Origin of the sequence: Achromobacter sp. UMC71 (assembly GCF_014170305.1) — a bacterium.
GTDB lineage: Bacteria > Pseudomonadota > Gammaproteobacteria > Burkholderiales > Burkholderiaceae_B > Achromobacter.
The window spans coordinates 88,812-105,780 of record NZ_LZZT01000034.1 but is presented as its reverse complement, the minus strand read 5'-3'; the positions used below and the strand labels follow the sequence as shown (position 1 = coordinate 105,780).

20 protein-coding genes are annotated in these 16,969 nt (G+C 66.4%); 5 read left to right on the top strand and 15 right to left on the bottom strand.

Annotation, left to right across the window (positions count from 1 at the left end):
- Positions 1 to 32: 32 nt before the first annotated feature.
- Both A9974_RS17030 and argB read right to left on the bottom strand, forming a co-directional pair.
- Entirely contained in the window at positions 33 to 779 is a 747-nt protein-coding gene (locus A9974_RS17030; protein WP_183005348.1) for a pyrimidine 5'-nucleotidase, read from the bottom strand.
- Positions 779 to 1,681, bottom strand: coding sequence for an acetylglutamate kinase (argB, locus tag A9974_RS17025; protein ID WP_006391819.1), 903 nt, complete (start codon positions 1,679 to 1,681; stop codon positions 779 to 781). Before argB ends, A9974_RS17030 begins: the two co-directional genes overlap by 1 nt.
- Positions 1,682 to 2,017: 336 nt before the next feature.
- Here argB and A9974_RS17020 point away from each other — a divergent pair, with 336 nt between their 5' ends.
- A complete protein-coding gene (locus A9974_RS17020; RefSeq protein WP_183005347.1) occupies positions 2,018 to 2,806 on the top strand; it encodes a MetQ/NlpA family ABC transporter substrate-binding protein in 789 nt (262 codons plus the stop codon).
- A gap of 169 nt (positions 2,807 to 2,975) precedes the next feature.
- On the opposite strand, the gene A9974_RS17015 is transcribed toward A9974_RS17020, so the two are convergent.
- From A9974_RS17015 to A9974_RS17000, 4 genes are read right to left on the bottom strand one after another with little or no spacing between them, the layout of a single operon-like run.
- The gene (locus tag A9974_RS17015; protein ID WP_183005346.1) at positions 2,976 to 3,470 is read right to left on the bottom strand and encodes a peroxiredoxin; all 495 of its coding nucleotides are present in this window, start codon (positions 3,468 to 3,470) and stop codon (positions 2,976 to 2,978) included.
- Positions 3,467 to 4,213 carry a BON domain-containing protein gene (locus A9974_RS17010; protein WP_183005345.1) on the bottom strand — a complete coding sequence of 249 codons (747 nt, stop codon included), beginning with the start codon at positions 4,211 to 4,213 and terminating at the stop codon, positions 3,467 to 3,469. The genes A9974_RS17015 and A9974_RS17010 overlap by 4 nt, the downstream gene beginning before the upstream one ends.
- Positions 4,210 to 4,803, bottom strand: a complete 594-nt coding sequence (locus A9974_RS17005; RefSeq protein WP_183005344.1) for a phosphoheptose isomerase — start codon at positions 4,801 to 4,803, stop codon at positions 4,210 to 4,212. The genes A9974_RS17010 and A9974_RS17005 overlap by 4 nt, the downstream gene beginning before the upstream one ends.
- Positions 4,804 to 4,833: 30 nt before the next feature.
- The gene (locus A9974_RS17000; RefSeq protein WP_183005343.1) at positions 4,834 to 5,310 is read right to left on the bottom strand and encodes a YraN family protein; all 477 of its coding nucleotides are present in this window, start codon (positions 5,308 to 5,310) and stop codon (positions 4,834 to 4,836) included.
- 67 nt (positions 5,311 to 5,377) lie between these two features.
- On the opposite strand from A9974_RS17000, the gene rsmI reads away from it, so the two are divergent.
- Positions 5,378 to 6,307, top strand: coding sequence for a 16S rRNA (cytidine(1402)-2'-O)-methyltransferase (rsmI, locus tag A9974_RS16995; protein WP_183005342.1), 930 nt, complete (start codon positions 5,378 to 5,380; stop codon positions 6,305 to 6,307).
- A 3-nt stretch (positions 6,308 to 6,310) separates the two neighbouring features.
- A complete protein-coding gene (locus tag A9974_RS16990) occupies positions 6,311 to 6,928 on the top strand; it encodes a methylated-DNA--[protein]-cysteine S-methyltransferase (RefSeq protein WP_183005341.1) in 618 nt (205 codons plus the stop codon).
- Positions 6,929 to 6,946: 18 nt separating this feature from the next.
- On the opposite strand, the gene A9974_RS16985 is transcribed toward A9974_RS16990, so the two are convergent.
- The gene (locus A9974_RS16985) at positions 6,947 to 7,909 is read right to left on the bottom strand and encodes a septal ring lytic transglycosylase RlpA family protein (protein ID WP_183005340.1); all 963 of its coding nucleotides are present in this window, start codon (positions 7,907 to 7,909) and stop codon (positions 6,947 to 6,949) included.
- Entirely contained in the window at positions 7,906 to 8,778 is an 873-nt protein-coding gene (rapZ, locus tag A9974_RS16980; protein WP_183005383.1) for an RNase adapter RapZ, read from the bottom strand. Before rapZ ends, A9974_RS16985 begins: the two co-directional genes overlap by 4 nt.
- Positions 8,779 to 8,976: 198 nt before the next feature.
- On the opposite strand from rapZ, the gene A9974_RS16975 reads away from it, so the two are divergent.
- A complete protein-coding gene (locus tag A9974_RS16975) occupies positions 8,977 to 9,732 on the top strand; it encodes a c-type cytochrome (RefSeq protein WP_183005339.1) in 756 nt (251 codons plus the stop codon).
- A gap of 12 nt (positions 9,733 to 9,744) precedes the next feature.
- Entirely contained in the window at positions 9,745 to 11,028 is a 1,284-nt protein-coding gene (locus A9974_RS16970) for a cytochrome c (protein ID WP_183005338.1), read from the top strand.
- On the opposite strand, the gene A9974_RS16965 is transcribed toward A9974_RS16970, so the two are convergent.
- The 7 genes from A9974_RS16965 to lptC all read right to left on the bottom strand — a co-directional run bounded on the left by A9974_RS16965 (position 11,029) and on the right by lptC (position 16,954).
- Positions 11,029 to 12,462, bottom strand: coding sequence for a PLP-dependent aminotransferase family protein (locus A9974_RS16965; RefSeq protein WP_183005337.1), 1,434 nt, complete (start codon positions 12,460 to 12,462; stop codon positions 11,029 to 11,031).
- Between the two features lie 22 nt (positions 12,463 to 12,484).
- Entirely contained in the window at positions 12,485 to 13,411 is a 927-nt protein-coding gene (gene hprK / locus A9974_RS16960; RefSeq protein WP_006216298.1) for an HPr(Ser) kinase/phosphatase, read from the bottom strand.
- Between the two features lie 20 nt (positions 13,412 to 13,431).
- Positions 13,432 to 13,887: a PTS sugar transporter subunit IIA gene (locus A9974_RS16955; protein ID WP_183005336.1), complete on the bottom strand. Its 456-nt coding sequence runs from the start codon at positions 13,885 to 13,887 to the stop codon at positions 13,432 to 13,434.
- A 397-nt stretch (positions 13,888 to 14,284) separates the two neighbouring features.
- Positions 14,285 to 14,623 carry a ribosome hibernation-promoting factor, HPF/YfiA family gene (gene hpf / locus A9974_RS16950; protein WP_025141030.1) on the bottom strand — a complete coding sequence of 113 codons (339 nt, stop codon included), beginning with the start codon at positions 14,621 to 14,623 and terminating at the stop codon, positions 14,285 to 14,287.
- 232 nt (positions 14,624 to 14,855) lie between these two features.
- Entirely contained in the window at positions 14,856 to 15,650 is a 795-nt protein-coding gene (gene lptB, locus A9974_RS16945; protein WP_183005335.1) for an LPS export ABC transporter ATP-binding protein, read from the bottom strand.
- 33 nt (positions 15,651 to 15,683) lie between these two features.
- Positions 15,684 to 16,325 (bottom strand): lipopolysaccharide transport periplasmic protein LptA, encoded by a 642-nt coding sequence (lptA, locus tag A9974_RS16940; protein ID WP_183005334.1) that lies wholly within the window; start codon positions 16,323 to 16,325, stop codon positions 15,684 to 15,686.
- Positions 16,322 to 16,954, bottom strand: a complete 633-nt coding sequence (gene lptC, locus A9974_RS16935) for an LPS export ABC transporter periplasmic protein LptC (RefSeq protein WP_183005333.1) — start codon at positions 16,952 to 16,954, stop codon at positions 16,322 to 16,324. The genes lptA and lptC overlap by 4 nt, the downstream gene beginning before the upstream one ends.
- Between the last annotated feature and the right edge of the window lie 15 nt (positions 16,955 to 16,969).

Sequence of the window (16,969 nt, the reverse complement as noted above, 5' to 3'; positions counted from 1 at the left end):
GCTGACGGTGGATGAGAAGAAGGCGCCGGCCGTTATCCCCGCAAGGGACGCCGGCGCAACAGCAAATCACTGACGGAGTTTACCCGCAAGTCGACGTAGGCCGGCCGTTGCGAACGGCCGCGCGAGAACGGGGTGCCAGGGTGGAATACGTGCACCGTGCGCAACCCCGCCTGGCGGGCGCCGCGCAGGTTGGCCAGCGTGTCTTCCACCAGCACGGCCCGGCGCGCCGGCACGCCTTCGCGGGCCAGCACATAGCGCAGCAGGGCGGGCGACGGCTTGGGGCGGAATTCGCCGTGCAGCCGCATGTGCTCGATGGCCCACAGGCTGTCGAACTGGCGCAGGATGCCCAGGCGTTGCAGCACCGCGCGCGCATAGTGCAGCGGCGCGTTGGTCAGCAGCACCTTGCGGCCGGGCAGCTGGCGCAACTTGTAGGCCAGCCCCTTTTCGGCGCGCACCAGCGGATTGACGTCGAAGTCGTGGCTGCGGTGCAGGAAGGCGTGGGGATCCACGCCATGGTTGCGCACCATGCCGATCATGGTGGCCCCGTAGCGTTTCCAGTATTGCTTGCGCACCTGGTTGGCCGTGTCGACATCGACGCCCAGCGCCTCGACCACCGCCATGGTCATGCCATGGTCGATGCGCGGAAAGATGGCGTGGGAGGTGTCGTGGAGCGTGTTGTCCAGATCGAACAACCACAGGCGCCCGGAGGCGCCTGTGGCCATGCGGCGCGAGCGGCGCTGGCGCACCGCCGGCCGCAGCAGGGTGCGCTGCGCCCGCATCAATGCGAGCTGATCATCGTGCCAACGCCTTGGTCGGTCAGGATTTCCAGCAGCAGGCAGTGCGGCACGCGGCCGTCGACGATGTGCACCGAGTTGACGCCGTTCTTGGCGGCGTCCAGGGCGGACGAGATCTTGGGCAGCATGCCGCCCGAGATCGTGCCGTCGGCGAACAACTCGTCGATGGTCTGGGCCGACAGGCTGCGCAAGAGCTTGCCCGCCTTGTCCAGCACGCCCGGGGTGTTGGTCAGCATCAGCAGTTTTTCGGCGCCCAGCACTTCGGCCATCTTGCCGGCGACGACGTCGGCATTGATGTTGTAGGCCGTGCCGTCTTCGCCATAGCCGATGGGCGAGATGACGGGGATGAACTGGTCGTCCTGCAAGGCCTTGACCACCGCCGGTTCGACCAGGGTGATGTCGCCCACGAAGCCGATGTCGATCGGTTCGGCGGGGTTTTCCTTGTTGGCCATCAGTTTCTTCTGGGCCTGGATCAGTCCGCCGTCCTTGCCGGTCAGGCCCACGGCCTTGCCGCCGACCTCGTTGATCATCATGACGATGTCTTGCTGGACCTGGCCGCCCAGCACCCATTCGACCACTTCCATGGTTTCGGCGTCGGTGACCCGCATGCCCTGGATGAAGGTGCCTTGCTTGCCGATGCGGCGCAGCGCGTCATCGATCTGCGGACCACCGCCGTGGACCACCACCGGATTCAGACCCACCAGCTTGAGCAGCACCACGTCGTGCGCGAAGCTGCGCTGCAAGCGTTCTTCCGTCATGGCGTTGCCGCCGTACTTGACCACGATGGTTTTGCCGTGGAATCGTCGGATATAAGGCAGCGCTTCGGAGAGCACGGCGGCTTTGACAGCGGGAGACGAGACGGCAGCAGGGTCGGGGGTGTCGGTCATGGCAGCGATGTGGGCAATGAGTAGAGTATGAAAGTTAGAGGTTGGAAGCCTGCGCGCCAATGATGACGCGATGGCGTTGCCCCCCGTGGGGGCATAGGGGTCCCGCAGTAAAAAATGCCTGCACAGGAACGCGTTGGCAACGCGGTAGCGCAAGCATACGACGGATTGTAGACCGCACAGGTTCCTTATGCTTTAAACCCATGTTCATATGGCCGACAAATAACCGGCATTGGGGTAAATTGGGGGCGTTTTCGCAACGGAGCACCCCTCATGAGGGGGCAGTTCCACACCGGCTGGGCATATGCCCCCAATTTCTACCAATAAAAGAGGCAACTCATGCGTTTGAATTTCGTCCGCTCTGCCCTGGTGGCGTCGGCTCTCCTGGTGTCGGCCACGGCCGCGCACGCTGAAAAGATCGTGGTGGGTGCCACCCAGGTTCCGCACGCCGAGATCCTGGAAGTGGTCAAGCCCCAGCTGGCCAAGGAAGGTGTGGAGCTCGACATCAAGGTCTTCAACGACTACGTGCAGCCCAACCTGCAACTGGTGGACAAGCAGCTGGACGCCAACTTCTTCCAGCACAAGCCCTACCTGGACAGCTTCAACAAGGACCGCAAGGCCACGCTGGTGCCGGTCGCCCTGGTGCACGTGGAGCCCTTCGGCGGCTACTCGAAGAAGATCAAGAGCCTGTCCGAGCTGAAGGACGGCGCCCTGGTCGCCATCCCGAACGATCCGTCCAACGGCGGCCGCGCGCTGGTGCTGCTGCAAAAGCAGGGCGTCATCAAGCTGAAGGATCCGTCCAACATCCTGGCGACCGCCGCCGATGTGGTCGAGAACCCCAAGAAGCTGAAATTCCGCGAACTCGAGGCCGCCATGCTGCCGCGCTCGCTGGACGACGTCGACCTGGCCCTGATCAACACCAACTACGCGCTGGAAGCCGGCCTGGTGCCGACCAAGGACGCGCTGTTCATCGAAGGCGCCGATTCTCCCTACGCCAACATCCTGGTGACGCGCACCGACAACAAGGACGCGCCGGGCATCAAGAAGCTGGTCAACGCGCTGCATTCGCCCGAGGTGAAGAAGTTCATCCTCGACAAGTACAAGGGTGCCGTGGTCCCGGCGTTCTGATACGACGCAGGGCACACCCTGTTGCTGAAACCGCCCGCTTGCCGGGCGGTTTTCTTTTGATCCGAGGCCGGGCGCAAGCGCCCCGCGCTACGCCGGTGAATCGGTGTAGCCGCCCGAAAAGAAAACCGCCCGGCGAGCGGGCGGCGTTCGGTAGCGGGCAGGGCCGGGGTCAGCCGGCGGCCAGTGCCTTTTCGACGGTGGCGTGGAACTCGGCCACGTCGTATTCCCCCAGGTATCGCTTGATAATGCGCCCCTTTTTGTCGATCAGGAACGCGGTCGGCGTCAGGCGGATGTCGCCGAAGGCGCGCGCGATGTCGCCCTTGGAGTCCAGCGCCACGGGGAAGGGCAGCTTGCGGCTGTCGGCGAAATTCAGCACGAAATTCGGTGGGTCGTAGTTCATGGCGACCGCGATGGCCTCGTAGCCCTTGCCAGCGTATTCGTTATAGGCCGAGATGGTCTCCGGCATCTGCTTGACGCAGGTGACGCAGCTGGTGGCCCAGAATTTCACCAGCACCACCTTGCCGCGCAGATCCTGCATCGAGAAGGTCTTGCCTTCCAGCGTGGTGAAGGTGACGTCGGGCGCGGTCTGCGCCGGCCGCATGACGAACCAGGCGCCGATGCCGACCGCCACCAGGACGGCCAGGGCTACGATGGCTTTTTTCATTTGATGGGCATGGCTTCTACGGCGCTGCCACCGCTGGGTGCGTTGCTGTCGCCGCTGTTGCTGGCTGCGCCTGCGCCGCTTTCGATGGGGGCCTTGGTTTCAGAAGAACTCGACTTGTTGCTGTTCGACAGGCGAATGGCTTCTTCGCGGCTGATGGTTTCGAACAGTTTTACCACCTTTGCCACGCCGCCGACATCGGCCGTCGCATTGGCGGCGTAGTCGCCTTCGGCCTGTGTCACCTTGCCCATCAGGTACACGACGCTGTGGTCGGTGGTCAGGGCGATGGTGCCGGACGGCACGTACTTGGTGTTGATCAGCGTGGTCTTGACCTTGGAGGTCAGCCAGGTGTCGTTGGAGCGCACGCCGAACGAGGCGATCGGGCCGACATTGAGCTGGTTGATCACCTGCTTGACGTTTTCGACGCCCTGCGCGATGGCGGTGGCCTGGGACTTGGCTTCCTCGGTGGGAACGTCGCCCGTCAGCAGCAAGTGGCCGCCGTAGGCCATGGCGTTGACGCGCGCCGTGTCACCCAGCTTTTGCGAGATCTGGCTCTGGGCCTTGAACGCCATGTTCTGGTCTTCGAGCTGGATGCCCGAGGTACGCCGGTCGGTCACGACCACCGCGGTGGTGGCGGCCGCGCCGCCCACGATCAGGGGGGCGCAGGCGGACAGCGACAGCGTGGCAGCGGACAGGGCCGCGGCAAGCAGCAGGGGGCGGGCGGCGGTTCTGGCGTCAGGAATCATTCGGTGTCTCCAAGCAGAAGAGCGTCAATGCCGTCGCAAAGCGCGTGCAGCAGCAGTATATGGACTTCCTGGATGCGCATCGTGCGATCACTGGGAACACATAGATGGACGTCCATCGGCGTGATGAGTTCCCCCATGACGCCGCCGCCCTTGCCTGTCAGGGCCAGCACATGCATTTCGCGGCTGGCCGCGGCTTCCATGGCGCGGACCACGTTGGGCGAGTTGCCGCTGGTGGAAATGGCCACCAGCACGTCGCCTGCCTGGCCAAAGGCGTTCACCTGGCGTTCGTAGACTTCGTCAAAGCCGTAGTCGTTGCCCACCGCGGTCAGGATGGAGGTGTCGGTATTGAGGGCGATGCCGGCCAGGGGCAGGCGTTCGCGTTCGAAGCGGCCCACCAGTTCGGCGATGAAATGCTGCGCGTCGGCGGCCGAGCCGCCGTTGCCGCACGCCAGAATCTTGCCGTTATTGGCCAGCGAGCCGAATAGCACGTCCACCGCCACTGCCAGCGGTTCGGCCAGGACGTTCATACTTTGTTCGCATGCAGCCATGGCGTCGCGAAAATGCGACGTCATACGAGAGGTCATATCCATGGGCGCGATTATCTCACGCGCCGAGGGAAATCAATCCAGCGCGAACGCGGCGCGCAGCCATTGGACCCGGCCGCCGTCGAAGACCACGGCGTCGAAGCGGGCCGCGGGCGCGGCGCCCCGCCAATGGCGCCGCGCCAGTTCCGGCAGCCAATGGGCCGCGGCGCGCGCCAGGCGGGACTGCTTGGCGCGGTCGATGCTGGCGGCGGCGCCGCCGTAGGCGTCGGCCTGGCGCGACCGGACCTCGACGAACACCAGGATGTCGCCGTCGCGCATGGCCAGGTCGATTTCGCCGGCGCGGCAGTGCAGGTTGCGGGCCAGCAGTACCAGGCCGTTGGCCTGCAGCAGCCGCAGCGCGGTGTCCTCGTGGCCGTCGCCGGTGCGTTGGCGGGGCGAGCGCCGCGGGGGCGGACGGTCCGGTGGCGGGCGCCGGGCCGCGCGGCGGCGGCGCTTGTCGGCGCGGCGGCGCGCGGCCAGGGCCAGTTCAAAGGCAAGGATGTCATCCGTCATGCGGGCTCCGGAAGCGGGCGGGCGATGGCGGCTACACTGGCATGGTTTTCCGCGTAAGTAGGCCGTAATGAATCAAAATGTCTCATCCCCGGTGGCCGGCGACGCCTGGACCCGCGTTGCAGAACGCGTGGCCGGCCAGCACTGGCCCGCGCAGGCGCTGTATGTGGTGGCCACACCGATCGGCAATCTGGGCGACCTGGGGCTGCGCGCCTGGCACGCCTTGCAGGGCGCCGACGTGATCGCGGCCGAAGACACCCGCGCCAGCCGCACGCTGCTGGACGCCTGGGGCGTGACGACACCGCTCATGGCGGCTCACCGCCACAATGAAGCCGCCGCCGCCCAGGCCATCTGTGAACGCCTGGCCCAGGGTCAGCGCGTGGCGCTGGTGTCCGATGCCGGCGCGCCCGCGGTCAGCGACCCCGGCGCGCGCGTGGTGCGGGCCGTGCGCGAGGCCGGCTTCGCGGTCGTGCCGATTCCTGGTCCCAGCGCCGTGATTACCGCCCTGATGGGCAGCGGCGTCACGACCGACGAGAACCCCGCCTATGCCTTCGCCGGCTTTCCGCCGTCCAAGGCCGTGGCGCGCCAACGCTGGCTGCGCAGCTGGTGCGCGCTGCCCGCGCCGGTCGTGATGTTCGAATCGCCGCACCGCCTGGCCGCCACGATGGCCGACCTGCTCGAGGTCTGCGGGCCCGATCGCCTATTGACCGTGGCGCGCGAGCTGACCAAGCGCTTCGAGGAAATCGCCACTTTCCCGCTGGGCGAGGCCGCCGCGTGGCTGGCGGCGGACGCGCATCGCGAACAAGGCGAATTCGTGCTGATCGCGCATGCCCGGCCCGGCCAGGAGGCCGACGACGAAGCCGATCCGCGCACTGACGCGCTGCTGGACGCCTTGCTTGAAACGCTGTCCCTGCGCGATGCTTCCAAGGTGGCGGCCAAGGTCACCGGGCTGCCGCGTGATGTGTTGTACAACCGGGCGCTGGCCCGCAAGAATTCGTAAGACATGGTTTACACAGCAGTCGCTCCCAAGCGTCCCGGCGAGCCCGAGGCACGCATTGTCTACCGTGACATTCCCACCCCGCTGGGCGAGATGCGCCTGGTGGCCAGCGCCAAGGGCCTGCGTGGCGCCTGGTTCACCGACCAGACGCTGTTGCCGTCGGCCGAGGGCTGGACGCGCCAGGACGCCGATCCCATCCTGGAACAGGCGCGGCGCGAACTGAACGAATGGTTCGCCGGCCAGCGCCGTGATTTCGAGGTGGCGCTGGACCCGGTGGGCACGCCCTTCCAGCACGAGGTCTGGCGCGCCCTGTGCGACCTGGACTTCGGCAAGCTCGCCAGCTACGGCGAGCTGGCGCGCACGGTGGGCCGCCCCAAGGGCGCCCAGGCCATCGGCGGGGCGGTGGGGCGCAATCCCATCATCATCATCATTCCGTGCCACCGCGTGATCGGCGCCGATACGTCATTGACGGGCTTTGGCGGCGGCTTGCCGCGCAAGCAGGCGTTGCTGGAGCACGAAGGCAGCCGCTACCTGAGCCGCAATCCACGCGCGCGCCGGGTCTGCGACGGCCAGGTCGAACTGCCGTTCGAGCCGCCGTCCTTCGACTGGCCGCCGGCCAGGTAGGCCAGGGCCGCGGTCTTCTTATTGGGCGGCGATGCTGGGCGTGATGCCGATGCGGTCGGCCACGCGCTGCACGGCGTTCATGGCGCTCTGGCGGTCGGGGTAGGGGCCGATCTTGACCCGGTACAGGTTGTTGGATTGCTCCACGCTGGCGGGCGGCGCGCCCTCGGCGCCCAATTGCGTATTGATGCGGCTGACCAGCGACTGCGCGTTGGCGGGTTGGCTGAACGCGCCCACCTGCAGGTAGACGCTGCCCGCGCCGCCGGCCACAGGTTGGCGCACCGGCGCGCTGCCCGGTGCCGGCGCGGGTTGCTGCGCCAGCGGTTGGGCGTCCAGCGCCACCGGCACGGCGGCCACGGGCGCCACCACCGGCGTGGAACCGATGGCCGATGCGGGTTCGGGGGCCGGAGCGCCCGACGACGCCCAGCGCCGGATCTCGTCCTGCTGGATGCTTTCCACCACCACCTGGCCGCTGCCTGGTCCGATGATGCCCAGCTTGTAGGCGGCCACGTAGGACAAGTCCATGATGCGGTCGCTATGGAACGGGCCGCGGTCGTTGACGCGCACGATGACGGTCTTGCCATTGACCAGGCTGGTGACCCGGGCGTAGCTGGGGATCGGCAGCGTGGTGTGCGCGGCCGTCATGGCATACATGTCGTAGGGCTCGCCGATGGACGTCGAGTTGCCATGGAATTTCTTGCCGTACCAGGACGCGATGCCCTGCCGCTTGTAGGGCTGGCCGGTGGTGTCGGGCACATAGCGCTGGCCAAACACCACATACGGGCGGTTGGCGCCGCTGGCGTAGGGCTCGATGCGCGGCACCGCGTCCGGCACCTGGTCCAGGTTGGACGGCGGATTGGCATCCGGGCCGTCGTCCTTGTAGTACCCGCCGCCCTTTTTGCGTCCTCCGGTGGAAGAGCAGCCGGCCACGGCAATGGCCAGCAACAGCATCATCAGGATTTGGAGCGGGCGGGACAGGGTCATGCGGATTCGTCGGGCAGTTGGGTGCGATGGCGCACCAGTAGCGGATCGTGGTCGGCAAAGCGCTTGGCGAGCTGTTCGACCACATAGACCGAACGGTGTTGCCCGCCGGTGCAGCCGATGGCCACCGTCAGGTAATTGCGGGTGTCTTGCGTGTACTGCGGCAGCCAGCGGTTCAGGAAGCCGGTGATGTCGTCGATCATCAGGCCCACCTGTTCGTAACCGGCAAGCCAGGCGGCGACGGGCTCGTCGCGGCCGGTCAGCGGGCGCAGGTTGCGGTCGTAATAGGGGTTGGGCAGGCAGCGCACGTCGAACACCAGGTCGGCGTCGCGCGGCACGCCGCGCTTGTAGGCGAACGATTCGAAGGTCAGTACCAGCGGCGCACGGTCGGCCTGGATCAGGTCGCGGATCCAGGCGCGCAATTGGCCGGGCGTGAGCTCGGAGGTATCGATGACGTGCTCTTGCTCGCGCAGCGGCGCCAGCAGTTCGCGTTCCAGGGCGATGCAATCGGTCAGCGACGGCGTGGCGCCGCCGCGTTGCAGCCGGTCGGTCAGCGGGTGGCGCCGGCGCGATTCGGAGTAGCGCTGCACCAGGGTGTCGGTGCTGGCGTCCAGGAAGACCACCCGCAGGCTGGTGCCCATGGCGCGCAACGCGGTGACCACGTCGGGCAGTTCGGCCAGCTCGCCGGGCGAGCGCACGTCGATGGCGACCGCCACGCGTTCCATGCCGTCGTCGCGGGCGTTGGCGATGAATTCGGTCAAGAACCGCACGGGCAGGTTGTCGACGCAGGTATAGCTGGCATCCTCGAGCATGCGCAGGGCAACGGACTTGCCGGAGCCTGAGATGCCGGTTACGAGGACGACTTTCAACATGGACATGATTGTGGCACGCTTTTCCAGGACGATGCCGGCGGGTTGGCATCTGATATGGCCGTAAACTGCGAATCTGCGCCTGTACCGGTCAGTATCCCCTCGCGTAAGCTTGGGTACCCGCACACGATAGATTCACCTACGCGCCCCGCCGTCATGCGTTTGGGGGTTGGAATTCGACTTAGTGTTAACTGGCCCTAGATGTTAGCCCTCATTTCCTTTCGTAGTGTTTCACTGCCGCGGTTTTGGGCCAAATCCTGCCTGCTGGCCGCCGCTTTTGTCGCCTTTTCGGCAGCCCCCGCGTTCGCGCAGGAGGCGCCGCAAACCTTGCAGCCGGGCACCATGGCGGCCCGCGTGGCGGCCTGTACGGCCTGTCACGGCGAGCAGGGCCGCGCCGGCGCCGACGGTTACTATCCGCGCCTGGCGGGCAAGCCCCAGGAATACCTCTATCACCAGTTGCTGAATTTCCGCGACGACCGGCGCCAGTACCGGCCCATGTCGCATCTGCTGGCGGGCTTGCCGGACGCCTATCTGCACGAGATGGCGGCCTACTTCTCGGCGCAGCACGCGCCGTATCCGCCCCCGGCGCGCGCCGACGTGTCCAGCGCCACGCTGGAGGCCGGGCGCAAGCTGGCCCTGTCCGGCGACGCCGCGCGCGGCCTGCCGGCCTGTGCGTCCTGTCATGGCGCGTCGCTGGGCGGGCTGCTGCCCGCCATCCCCGGCCTGCTGGGCCTGCCGCGCGACTACATCGGCTCGCAGATCGGCAGCTGGAAGAACCACCTGCGCCGTGCCGCCGCGCCCGACTGCATGGGCGACATCGCCAACAAGCTCACCCCCGAAGACATCGGCGCCCTGGCCGCCTGGCTGTCGTCTCAACCGGTTGCCGACAACTATGGGCCCGAGCCCGCCGGTTCCTTGCGCCTGCCCGCTGAATGCGGCAGCCAGGCACAACGGTAACGGGGGCGGACGATGAAGCTGATGAAGAAAATCCTGGGATGCCTGCTGGTGCTGATCGTGGCGGTGGCGGGCGGCACGTATTGGCTGGGCACGCGCGACGACGCCAGCACCGGGCCGGCCGCGGCGCCCGCGGACCCGCAGCAGCGGATCGAGCGCGGCCGCTACCTGGCGCTGGCCGGCAATTGCATGGCATGCCATACCGCGCGAGGCGGCCAGGCCTATGCGGGCGGCACGCCCATTCCGACGCCGTTCGGCACGCTCTACGGGCCCAACATCACGCCCGACGAAAAGACCGGCATCGGCACCTGGAGCGCCGATGATTTCTGGCAGGCCCTGCACAACGGCAAGTCGCGCGACGGCACCCTGCTGTATCCCGCCTTTCCGTACACCGAGTACACACGCGTGAGCCGCGCGGATGCCGATGCGCTGTTCGCCTATCTGCGCACCATGACACCGGTCAGCCAGCCCAGCCGGCCGCCCGAGCTCGATTTTCCGTACGACGAGCGCGTGCTGCTGGCGGCCTGGCGCGCCTTATATTTCAAGCCGGGCGTGCAGGAACCCGACCCCGGCCAATCGGCCCAATGGAACCGCGGACGCTATTTGGTCGAAGGCCTGGGCCACTGCGCCGCCTGCCACGCGCCGCGCAACAGCCTGGGCGCCACCCGCCCGGCCGATGGCCTGACGGGCGGCATCATTCCGGGGCTGGACTGGTATGCGCCCCCCCTGACCAACGATCCGCGCACGGGGCTGGGACGCTGGTCGGCGCAGGATATTGCCGACCTGTTGCAGACCGGCATTGCAGCGCATTCCAGCGCCAGCGGCCCGATGGCCGAAGTGGTGCTGGGCAGCACCCAGCACCTGACCGGCGAAGACGCGCTGGCAATGGGCGTGTATCTCAAGTCGTTGCCGGATACGCCGGCTTCGACCCGGCGTCCGGCGGCCGCGGTGTCGCCCGCGGCGATGGACCTGGGCGGCAAGATCTACCGCCAGCAGTGCGTGCAATGCCACCAGGCGGCGGGCGAGGGCAGCCCGGGCGCATGGCCCGCGCTGGCCGGCAATCCGACCGTGACCGCGCCGTCACCGGTCAATGCCATCCGCATGGTGCTGGACGGCGGCTTCGCGCCGGCTACCGCGGCCAATCCGCGGCCTCACGGCATGCCGCCCTTTGGCCAGCTGCTCAACGACAACGACGTCGCGATGCTGGTGTCCTACATCCGCAATAGCTGGGGCAACGAGGCCGGGGGCGTGACGGCGCTGGAGGTCAAGCGCGCGCGCGCTGCCTCGACGCGCAACTGATCAGCGCTGCTGCGCGGCCTGGTTGCAGGCCGCGCGCGCCATCTCGCCCAATGCGCGGATGGCGTCGGCCTGCGCCGCGTCCCACGGATGGCCGTAGTTCAGGCGCAGCGCATTGCCGAATTGGCCGCTGGCCGAGAAGATCGGGCCCGGCGCCACACTGATGCCGCGCGCCAGCGCCTGCTTGTGCAAGGCCAGCGCATCCACTGCCGCAGGCATTTCAATCCACAGGAAGAAGCCGCCCTGAGGGCGCGTGACGCGCGTCCCGGCGGGGAACGCGCGGGCGATCGCATTGGCCATCAGGTCCTGCTGCGCCTGCAGCGTTTCGCGCAGGCGGCGCAGGTGGCGGTCGTAGCCGCCTTGCTCCAGGTATTCGGCGATGGCGCCCTGCGCCGGACTGGATGCCGACAGCGTGGACGACAGCTTCAGGCGCTGCACGCGCTGCGTGTAGCGGCCGGCGGTGGCCCAGCCGATGCGGTAGCCCGGCGCCAGGCATTTTGAAAACGACGCGCAATGCAGCACCAGACCCTGCTGATCGAAGGCCTTGGCAGGCACGGGCCGGACGGCGCCGAAGTACAGCTCGCCGTAGACGTCGTCCTCGATCAGCGGAATCCCGTGGCGCGCCAGCAGTTCGACCAGCTGGCGCTTTTTTTCCTCGGGCATCAGGCTGCCCAGCGGATTCTGGAATTGCGTCATCAGCCAGCAGGCCTTGGGCGCATGGCGCTTGATTGCGGCCTCCATGGCGCCCAGATCCACGCCGGTGCGCGGGTGGGTGGGCACTTCCAGCGCTTTCAGGCCCTGCCGTTCCAGCGCCTGCAGGGCGCCGTAGAACGTGGGTGCTTCGACGATGACCGTATCGCCCGGCTGGGCCACGGCCTGCAGGCACAGGTTCAGCGCTTCCAGTGCGCCATTGGTGATGACGATGTCGCTGGCGGGCACGTTGATGCCCGCGATCAGGTAGCGCAGCGCGATCTGCCGGCGCAGGCCCGGATTGCCGGGCGACAGGTCTTCCATCGTGGCCAGCGGATCCTGGCGCTTCAGGTGCGCCGACATGGCCTGTGCCAGCCGCGGCAGGGGAAACAGCAGCGGCGACGGAAAGGCGGAACCCAGCGGCGTGACGTCGCGGTTGCGGACCGAATCCAGGATGTCGAAGATGCGCTCGCTGATCGCCAGTTCCGTCGACTCGCCGTCGGGACAGGACGTGTCCGGTTCAGGCGGCAGGCTTTCGCTGCGGGTGTTGACGTAGTAGCCGGAGCGGGGACGGGCGCGGATCAAGCCGCGCGCTTCAAGCAGGTAGTAGGCCTGGAACACCGTCGATGGGCTCACGCCGCGGCTAGCGCAGGCGTCGCGCACCGACGGCAGCTTGTCGCCCACGCGCAGCACGCCGTCGCGGATCGACTTGGCGATCTCGTTGGCGAGTTTTTCGTACAGGCTCACGGTGTCGCGGGGCGACGCGCGTTCACTTGCTGCTTTGCAGGATCGCCATGGCCTGGCGTTCCATGAACTCGCCCAGGGTGTCGATGCCGCGCAACTTCAGAATGGTGTTGCGCACGGCGGCTTCGACCAGCACGGCCAGGTTGCGGCCGGCGGCCACTTGCAGCATGACCTTGCGCACGGGCAGGCCCAGCATGTCCTGGGTGATGTCTTGCAGCGGCAGGCGTTCGAACTTGTCCTGCGCGGTGGCGCGCACCAGGTGAACGATCAGTTTCAGGCGCATCTTGCGGCGCACCGAGGTCTCGCCGAAGATGGTACGGATATCGAGCAGGCCCAGGCCGCGCACTTCCAGCAGGTTCTGCAGCAGCTGCGGGCAATGGCCTTCGATCATGTTGGGCGCGGTGCGCGAGAATTCCACGGCGTCGTCGGCCACCAGGCCGTGGCCGCGGGAAATCAGTTCCAGCGCCAGTTCGCTCTTGCCCAGGCCGGATTCGCCGGTGATCAGCACGCCCAGGCCCAGCACGTCGAGAAACACGCCGTGCACCGTGGTGGTGGGCGCGAGCTTCTTGCCCAGGTAGATGCGCAGCAGGTCGATCAGTTGCGCGGCTGCCACCGGGGTGGAAAGCAGCGGCACCTGGTGCTGGTCGCATTGGTCGACGAGGTCTTGCGGCGGCGTCAGGCCGTCGGCCAGCAAAATGGCCGGCACGCCGCCGATCAGCAACTCGTCCATGTGGTGCATGCGGCGGCGCAGGTCGAAGCGGGTGTAGTACGCCAGCTCTTCCTGGCCGAACACCTGGATGCGCGACGGGTGGATCAGGTTCAAGTGACCGACCAGGTCCGCGGCGGCCATGCCGTCATCGGGAATCGCGCGGTCTGCGGCGCCTTGGCCCGAAATCCAGTTGAAGGGGATTTTGTCGGCGTTGTCGTCGACGAGTTCCTGCACCGTGAGCATGGCAGCGTTTCCGCGAGGGGTCAGAGTTGGCCGGTGGTCAGCATCTTGTGGACGACGGCCGGATCGGCCTCCGTGGCCAGGGCTTCGCGCAATGCCTTGTTCGACATGAGTTGCGCCAATTCGGCCAGGATATCCAGATGTTGTTGCGTGGCGGTTTCCGGCACCAGCAGACACAGCAGCATCGAGACGGGCTGGCCGTCCGGTGCGTCGAACGTGATGGGTTGCGCCAGGCGGATGAAGGCGGCCAGCGCCTGCTCCAGGCCCTTCACGCGTCCGTGCGGCACTGCCACGCCCTGGCCCAGAGCGGTCGAGCCCAGGCGTTCGCGAGCGAAAAGGCTGTCGAACACGAGCGCGCGCGCCAAACCGTGGTTGTTTTCAAAAAGAAGGCCAGCCTGTTCGAACGCGCGCTTCTTGCTCGTAGCGAGCATATCGAGGACGACGTTGCCGGCGGGAAGGATGCGCGACAAATGATTCATCGGACCATTATAGGGTTATATGACGCACTGCAAAAAACTCCGGTCGGAGGCGCGCGCCCGGCGGGCTTCGCGCATCCGGACCAGGCCCTTGGCTGGACGCTGGCCCCCGGTGCGAGAGCGACAGCATAGACCGATCGTGGCGCGTTGTGGGCATTCTCGTGCGCGGATGGCGTTCCCGGGCAACGATGTCTGGGCATTTCCAGGACCGGGCAACGGGCAATGCGAATTCACCGGCAAGTGGCCGGCAATCGGGGACAAAGAGGGGGAGGGGTACTGCGGGAGGGGAGTTTGCCGATGCCCCAGCTGGACGATACGTCTAGCGGGACACCGGGACTTAGGCAGGATTCAAGAATCGCTGTTTAGCTTGGCTCGCACGGCGAGCGGGTCATGAAGCGCGTTACTGCTGGGGTGGCGAGAGGCTCGCCGCTTGCCGCTTCACGGACTCTGCCGTGTGACTTCGTACCTTGTCCTTGTGCTTGATGACCTGACGGTCGACTTTGTCAGCAAGAAGGTCTATGGCTGCGTACAGATTTTCATCGGTTGCTTCACAATGAATGTCCTTACCGCTAAGACGCATGGTGATTTCGGCTCTGTGCCGCAGGGGCTCTACTGAGAGCATGACCTGGGTATCGATGACGTGATCGAAATGCCGCAGCACTCGCGCCAGTTTGTTCATGACATATTCCCGGATTGCCGGGGTGACGTCGAGGTGACGACCGCAGATGCTCAGGTTCATAGTGTGCTCTCCTTCTAAAAGAGGAAAAATTGGTGCGCAAAATGCGCGGTGGGGTCGTTAGGCGTTCTCCTTGTTTGAGGGGTTCGTTTAGTACTAGTGTATAGACTCGGGCCGATAAAACAAGCTGACCTAGCGCAAGTTCATGGCATTTTTATGGCGGATTCCCAGAGGGGGCTCCCAGGGGCCGCCGAAGGCCCTAGGGGCTTTCCCCAGGGGCCTTACCGGCGCCTTGTTACATGCGGAAGTGCTCGCCCAGATAGACGCGGCGCACGGCCGGATCGCCGACGATTTCGTCGGGGTGGCCGTCGGTCAGGACCTTGCCTTCGCTGATGATGTAGGCGCGGTCGCAAATACCCAGCGTTTCGCGCACGTTGTGGTCGGTGATCAGCACGCCGATGCCACGGCCCTTCAGGAAGCGCACGATGCGCTGAATTTCGATAACCGCGATGGGATCCACGCCGGCGAAGGGTTCATCCAGAAGGATGAAGCGCGGACTGGTGGCCAGCGCGCGGGCGATTTCCACCCGGCGGCGTTCACCGCCCGACAGCGAAATGGCGGCATTGCTGCGGATATGGCCGATCTGCAGCTCTTCCAGCAGCAGTTCCATCTGCTCGTTGATCTTGGGCGTGGTCAGCGGACGGCCGTCAGGCCCCAATTGCAGTTCCAGCACCGCGCGGATGTTCTGCTCGACCGTCAGGCGCCGGAACACCGAGGCGTCCTGGGGCAGGTACGACAGCCCCATGCGGGCGCGCTTGTGGATCGGCATCGAGGTGATGATCGAGCCGTCGATCTCGATGCGGCCAGCATCGGCCGGCACCAGGCCCACGATCATGTAGAAGCTGGTGGTCTTGCCGGCCCCGTTGGGGCCGAGCAGGCCGACGACTTCGCCGCTGACGACGGACAGGGACACGTCCTGCACCACGGTGCGGCCGTTGTAGGTCTTGCGCAAGCCAGTTGCGCGCAGGCTGCCCTGCTTGACGCCCGAAGGGGCGGAGGTCACGGGAGTCTGCACAGAGGGTTGGTTCATCGTGGCTGCGTATGGTGTTGCGGGAGGCGCGCTTTAACGCGCTTTCTTTGATTCTTGCTGCTTGCGGCATTCAGCCACCGCGGCATCCGACTTGGCGCGCGGTTCGGCCACCGAACGGACTCGTCCGCCCGCCGCGGCGGAATTCGGGCCGCCTTGGGCTTCGTAGGTGCCGCTCTTTTCGTTGTAGCGTACCCGGTCTCCGCGGATCGTGTCGAAAGGCTTGCCACAGACGTAGCGGATGACCACGGCCTGGCCGATCAGGTCGAACGTGCTCTTGGTGCCGTCGTATTCGGCGCGCAGGCCCTTGCCTTCGATCAGTTCGTAGGTCTCGGGACGTTCCTGGCGGATGGTCACGACCTTGCCTTTGCTGGCCGTGGCGGTGCCGTACTGGTTGCCTGCGGCGTCTTCGCGCATTTCCAGCACGTCGGACGTCAGCGTCATCAGGCCGCGCGTCATGTTGACGTTGCCGGTGAAGACGCTTTGCTTCTTGACGTCGTCGTAGTGCAGGGTGTCCGACAGGATCGTGGTGGTGGGTTCCTCGGCGGGCGCGGTCTTGGCCGCCCCGGCGGCCGGCTTGGGGTCGGCCGCGAGCGCCGGCGCAACCGCCGATGCCATCAGCAGCACCGCGCCCAGCAGGCGCGTGGTGGGGGCAATGCGAATCCGAAGGTCGGTCATGGTGTCTTCTGGTCAGAGGTGTTGGCAGGGGTCTCGGCCGGGCGGCGTGATTTGTTTTCTCCGCCGGCGATTTCCACGTCGGTGGAGGCCGATACCTGCAGTTGGCGTGTCTTGTTGTTGTAGTGCATGCCCTTGCCGTTCATGCGCGAGCGTCCCTTGATGACTTCCGCCGGCAGATCGGTAAAGACCACGTCATCGTCGGGCAGCAGAATCAACTGCTGGCTGCGTACGTCCAGGACATCATTGTTGGCGTCGGGCTGGCGATGCACGTGCGCGTCGCCATTCATGACGATGCGCTTGCCGCCCTGTTCCATGATGGCGGTCTTGGACACGCCCACGGTGATCGGATTGGCCTCGCGCTGGCCGATGGCTCGCGGCGCGGTGATGTGGTACGAGTCGTCGTCCGGGAAGTGCTCGGCGTACTCGCCTTCCAGGCGGTTGATCGGCCGGCCGGTGGGGTCGGTGCGCAGCATCACGAAATTGCGCGACCAGGCGTCCATTTCGTGCGTGACGCGACGCGGCGGATCCGACTGGATGGCGCGCTGCGCGTAGTCGGCGGCCCAATACGTGCTGGCGACAAGCACCAGCAGCAGGAACAGCGCGATCAGGGAAGGAAAACGGTCTTTCATCGGGTCTGCCGGTCA

Coding starts and splice junctions, on each gene's coding strand:
- A9974_RS17030 (WP_183005348.1), bottom strand. CDS start 779: ATGCGGGCGCAGCGCACCCTGCTGCGGCCGGCGGTGCGCCAGCGCCGC.
- argB (WP_006391819.1), bottom strand. CDS start 1,681: ATGACCGACACCCCCGACCCTGCTGCCGTCTCGTCTCCCGCTGTCAAA.
- A9974_RS17020 (WP_183005347.1), top strand. CDS start 2,018: ATGCGTTTGAATTTCGTCCGCTCTGCCCTGGTGGCGTCGGCTCTCCTG.
- A9974_RS17015 (WP_183005346.1), bottom strand. CDS start 3,470: ATGAAAAAAGCCATCGTAGCCCTGGCCGTCCTGGTGGCGGTCGGCATC.
- A9974_RS17010 (WP_183005345.1), bottom strand. CDS start 4,213: ATGATTCCTGACGCCAGAACCGCCGCCCGCCCCCTGCTGCTTGCCGCG.
- A9974_RS17005 (WP_183005344.1), bottom strand. CDS start 4,803: ATGGATATGACCTCTCGTATGACGTCGCATTTTCGCGACGCCATGGCT.
- A9974_RS17000 (WP_183005343.1), bottom strand. CDS start 5,310: ATGACGGATGACATCCTTGCCTTTGAACTGGCCCTGGCCGCGCGCCGC.
- rsmI (WP_183005342.1), top strand. CDS start 5,378: ATGAATCAAAATGTCTCATCCCCGGTGGCCGGCGACGCCTGGACCCGC.
- A9974_RS16990 (WP_183005341.1), top strand. CDS start 6,311: ATGGTTTACACAGCAGTCGCTCCCAAGCGTCCCGGCGAGCCCGAGGCA.
- A9974_RS16985 (WP_183005340.1), bottom strand. CDS start 7,909: ATGACCCTGTCCCGCCCGCTCCAAATCCTGATGATGCTGTTGCTGGCC.
- rapZ (WP_183005383.1), bottom strand. CDS start 8,778: ATGTTGAAAGTCGTCCTCGTAACCGGCATCTCAGGCTCCGGCAAGTCC.
- A9974_RS16975 (WP_183005339.1), top strand. CDS start 8,977: ATGTTAGCCCTCATTTCCTTTCGTAGTGTTTCACTGCCGCGGTTTTGG.
- A9974_RS16970 (WP_183005338.1), top strand. CDS start 9,745: ATGAAGCTGATGAAGAAAATCCTGGGATGCCTGCTGGTGCTGATCGTG.
- hprK (WP_006216298.1), bottom strand. CDS start 13,411: ATGCTCACGGTGCAGGAACTCGTCGACGACAACGCCGACAAAATCCCC.
- A9974_RS16955 (WP_183005336.1), bottom strand. CDS start 13,887: ATGAATCATTTGTCGCGCATCCTTCCCGCCGGCAACGTCGTCCTCGAT.
- hpf (WP_025141030.1), bottom strand. CDS start 14,623: ATGAACCTGAGCATCTGCGGTCGTCACCTCGACGTCACCCCGGCAATC.
- lptB (WP_183005335.1), bottom strand. CDS start 15,650: ATGAACCAACCCTCTGTGCAGACTCCCGTGACCTCCGCCCCTTCGGGC.
- lptA (WP_183005334.1), bottom strand. CDS start 16,325: ATGACCGACCTTCGGATTCGCATTGCCCCCACCACGCGCCTGCTGGGC.
- lptC (WP_183005333.1), bottom strand. CDS start 16,954: ATGAAAGACCGTTTTCCTTCCCTGATCGCGCTGTTCCTGCTGCTGGTG.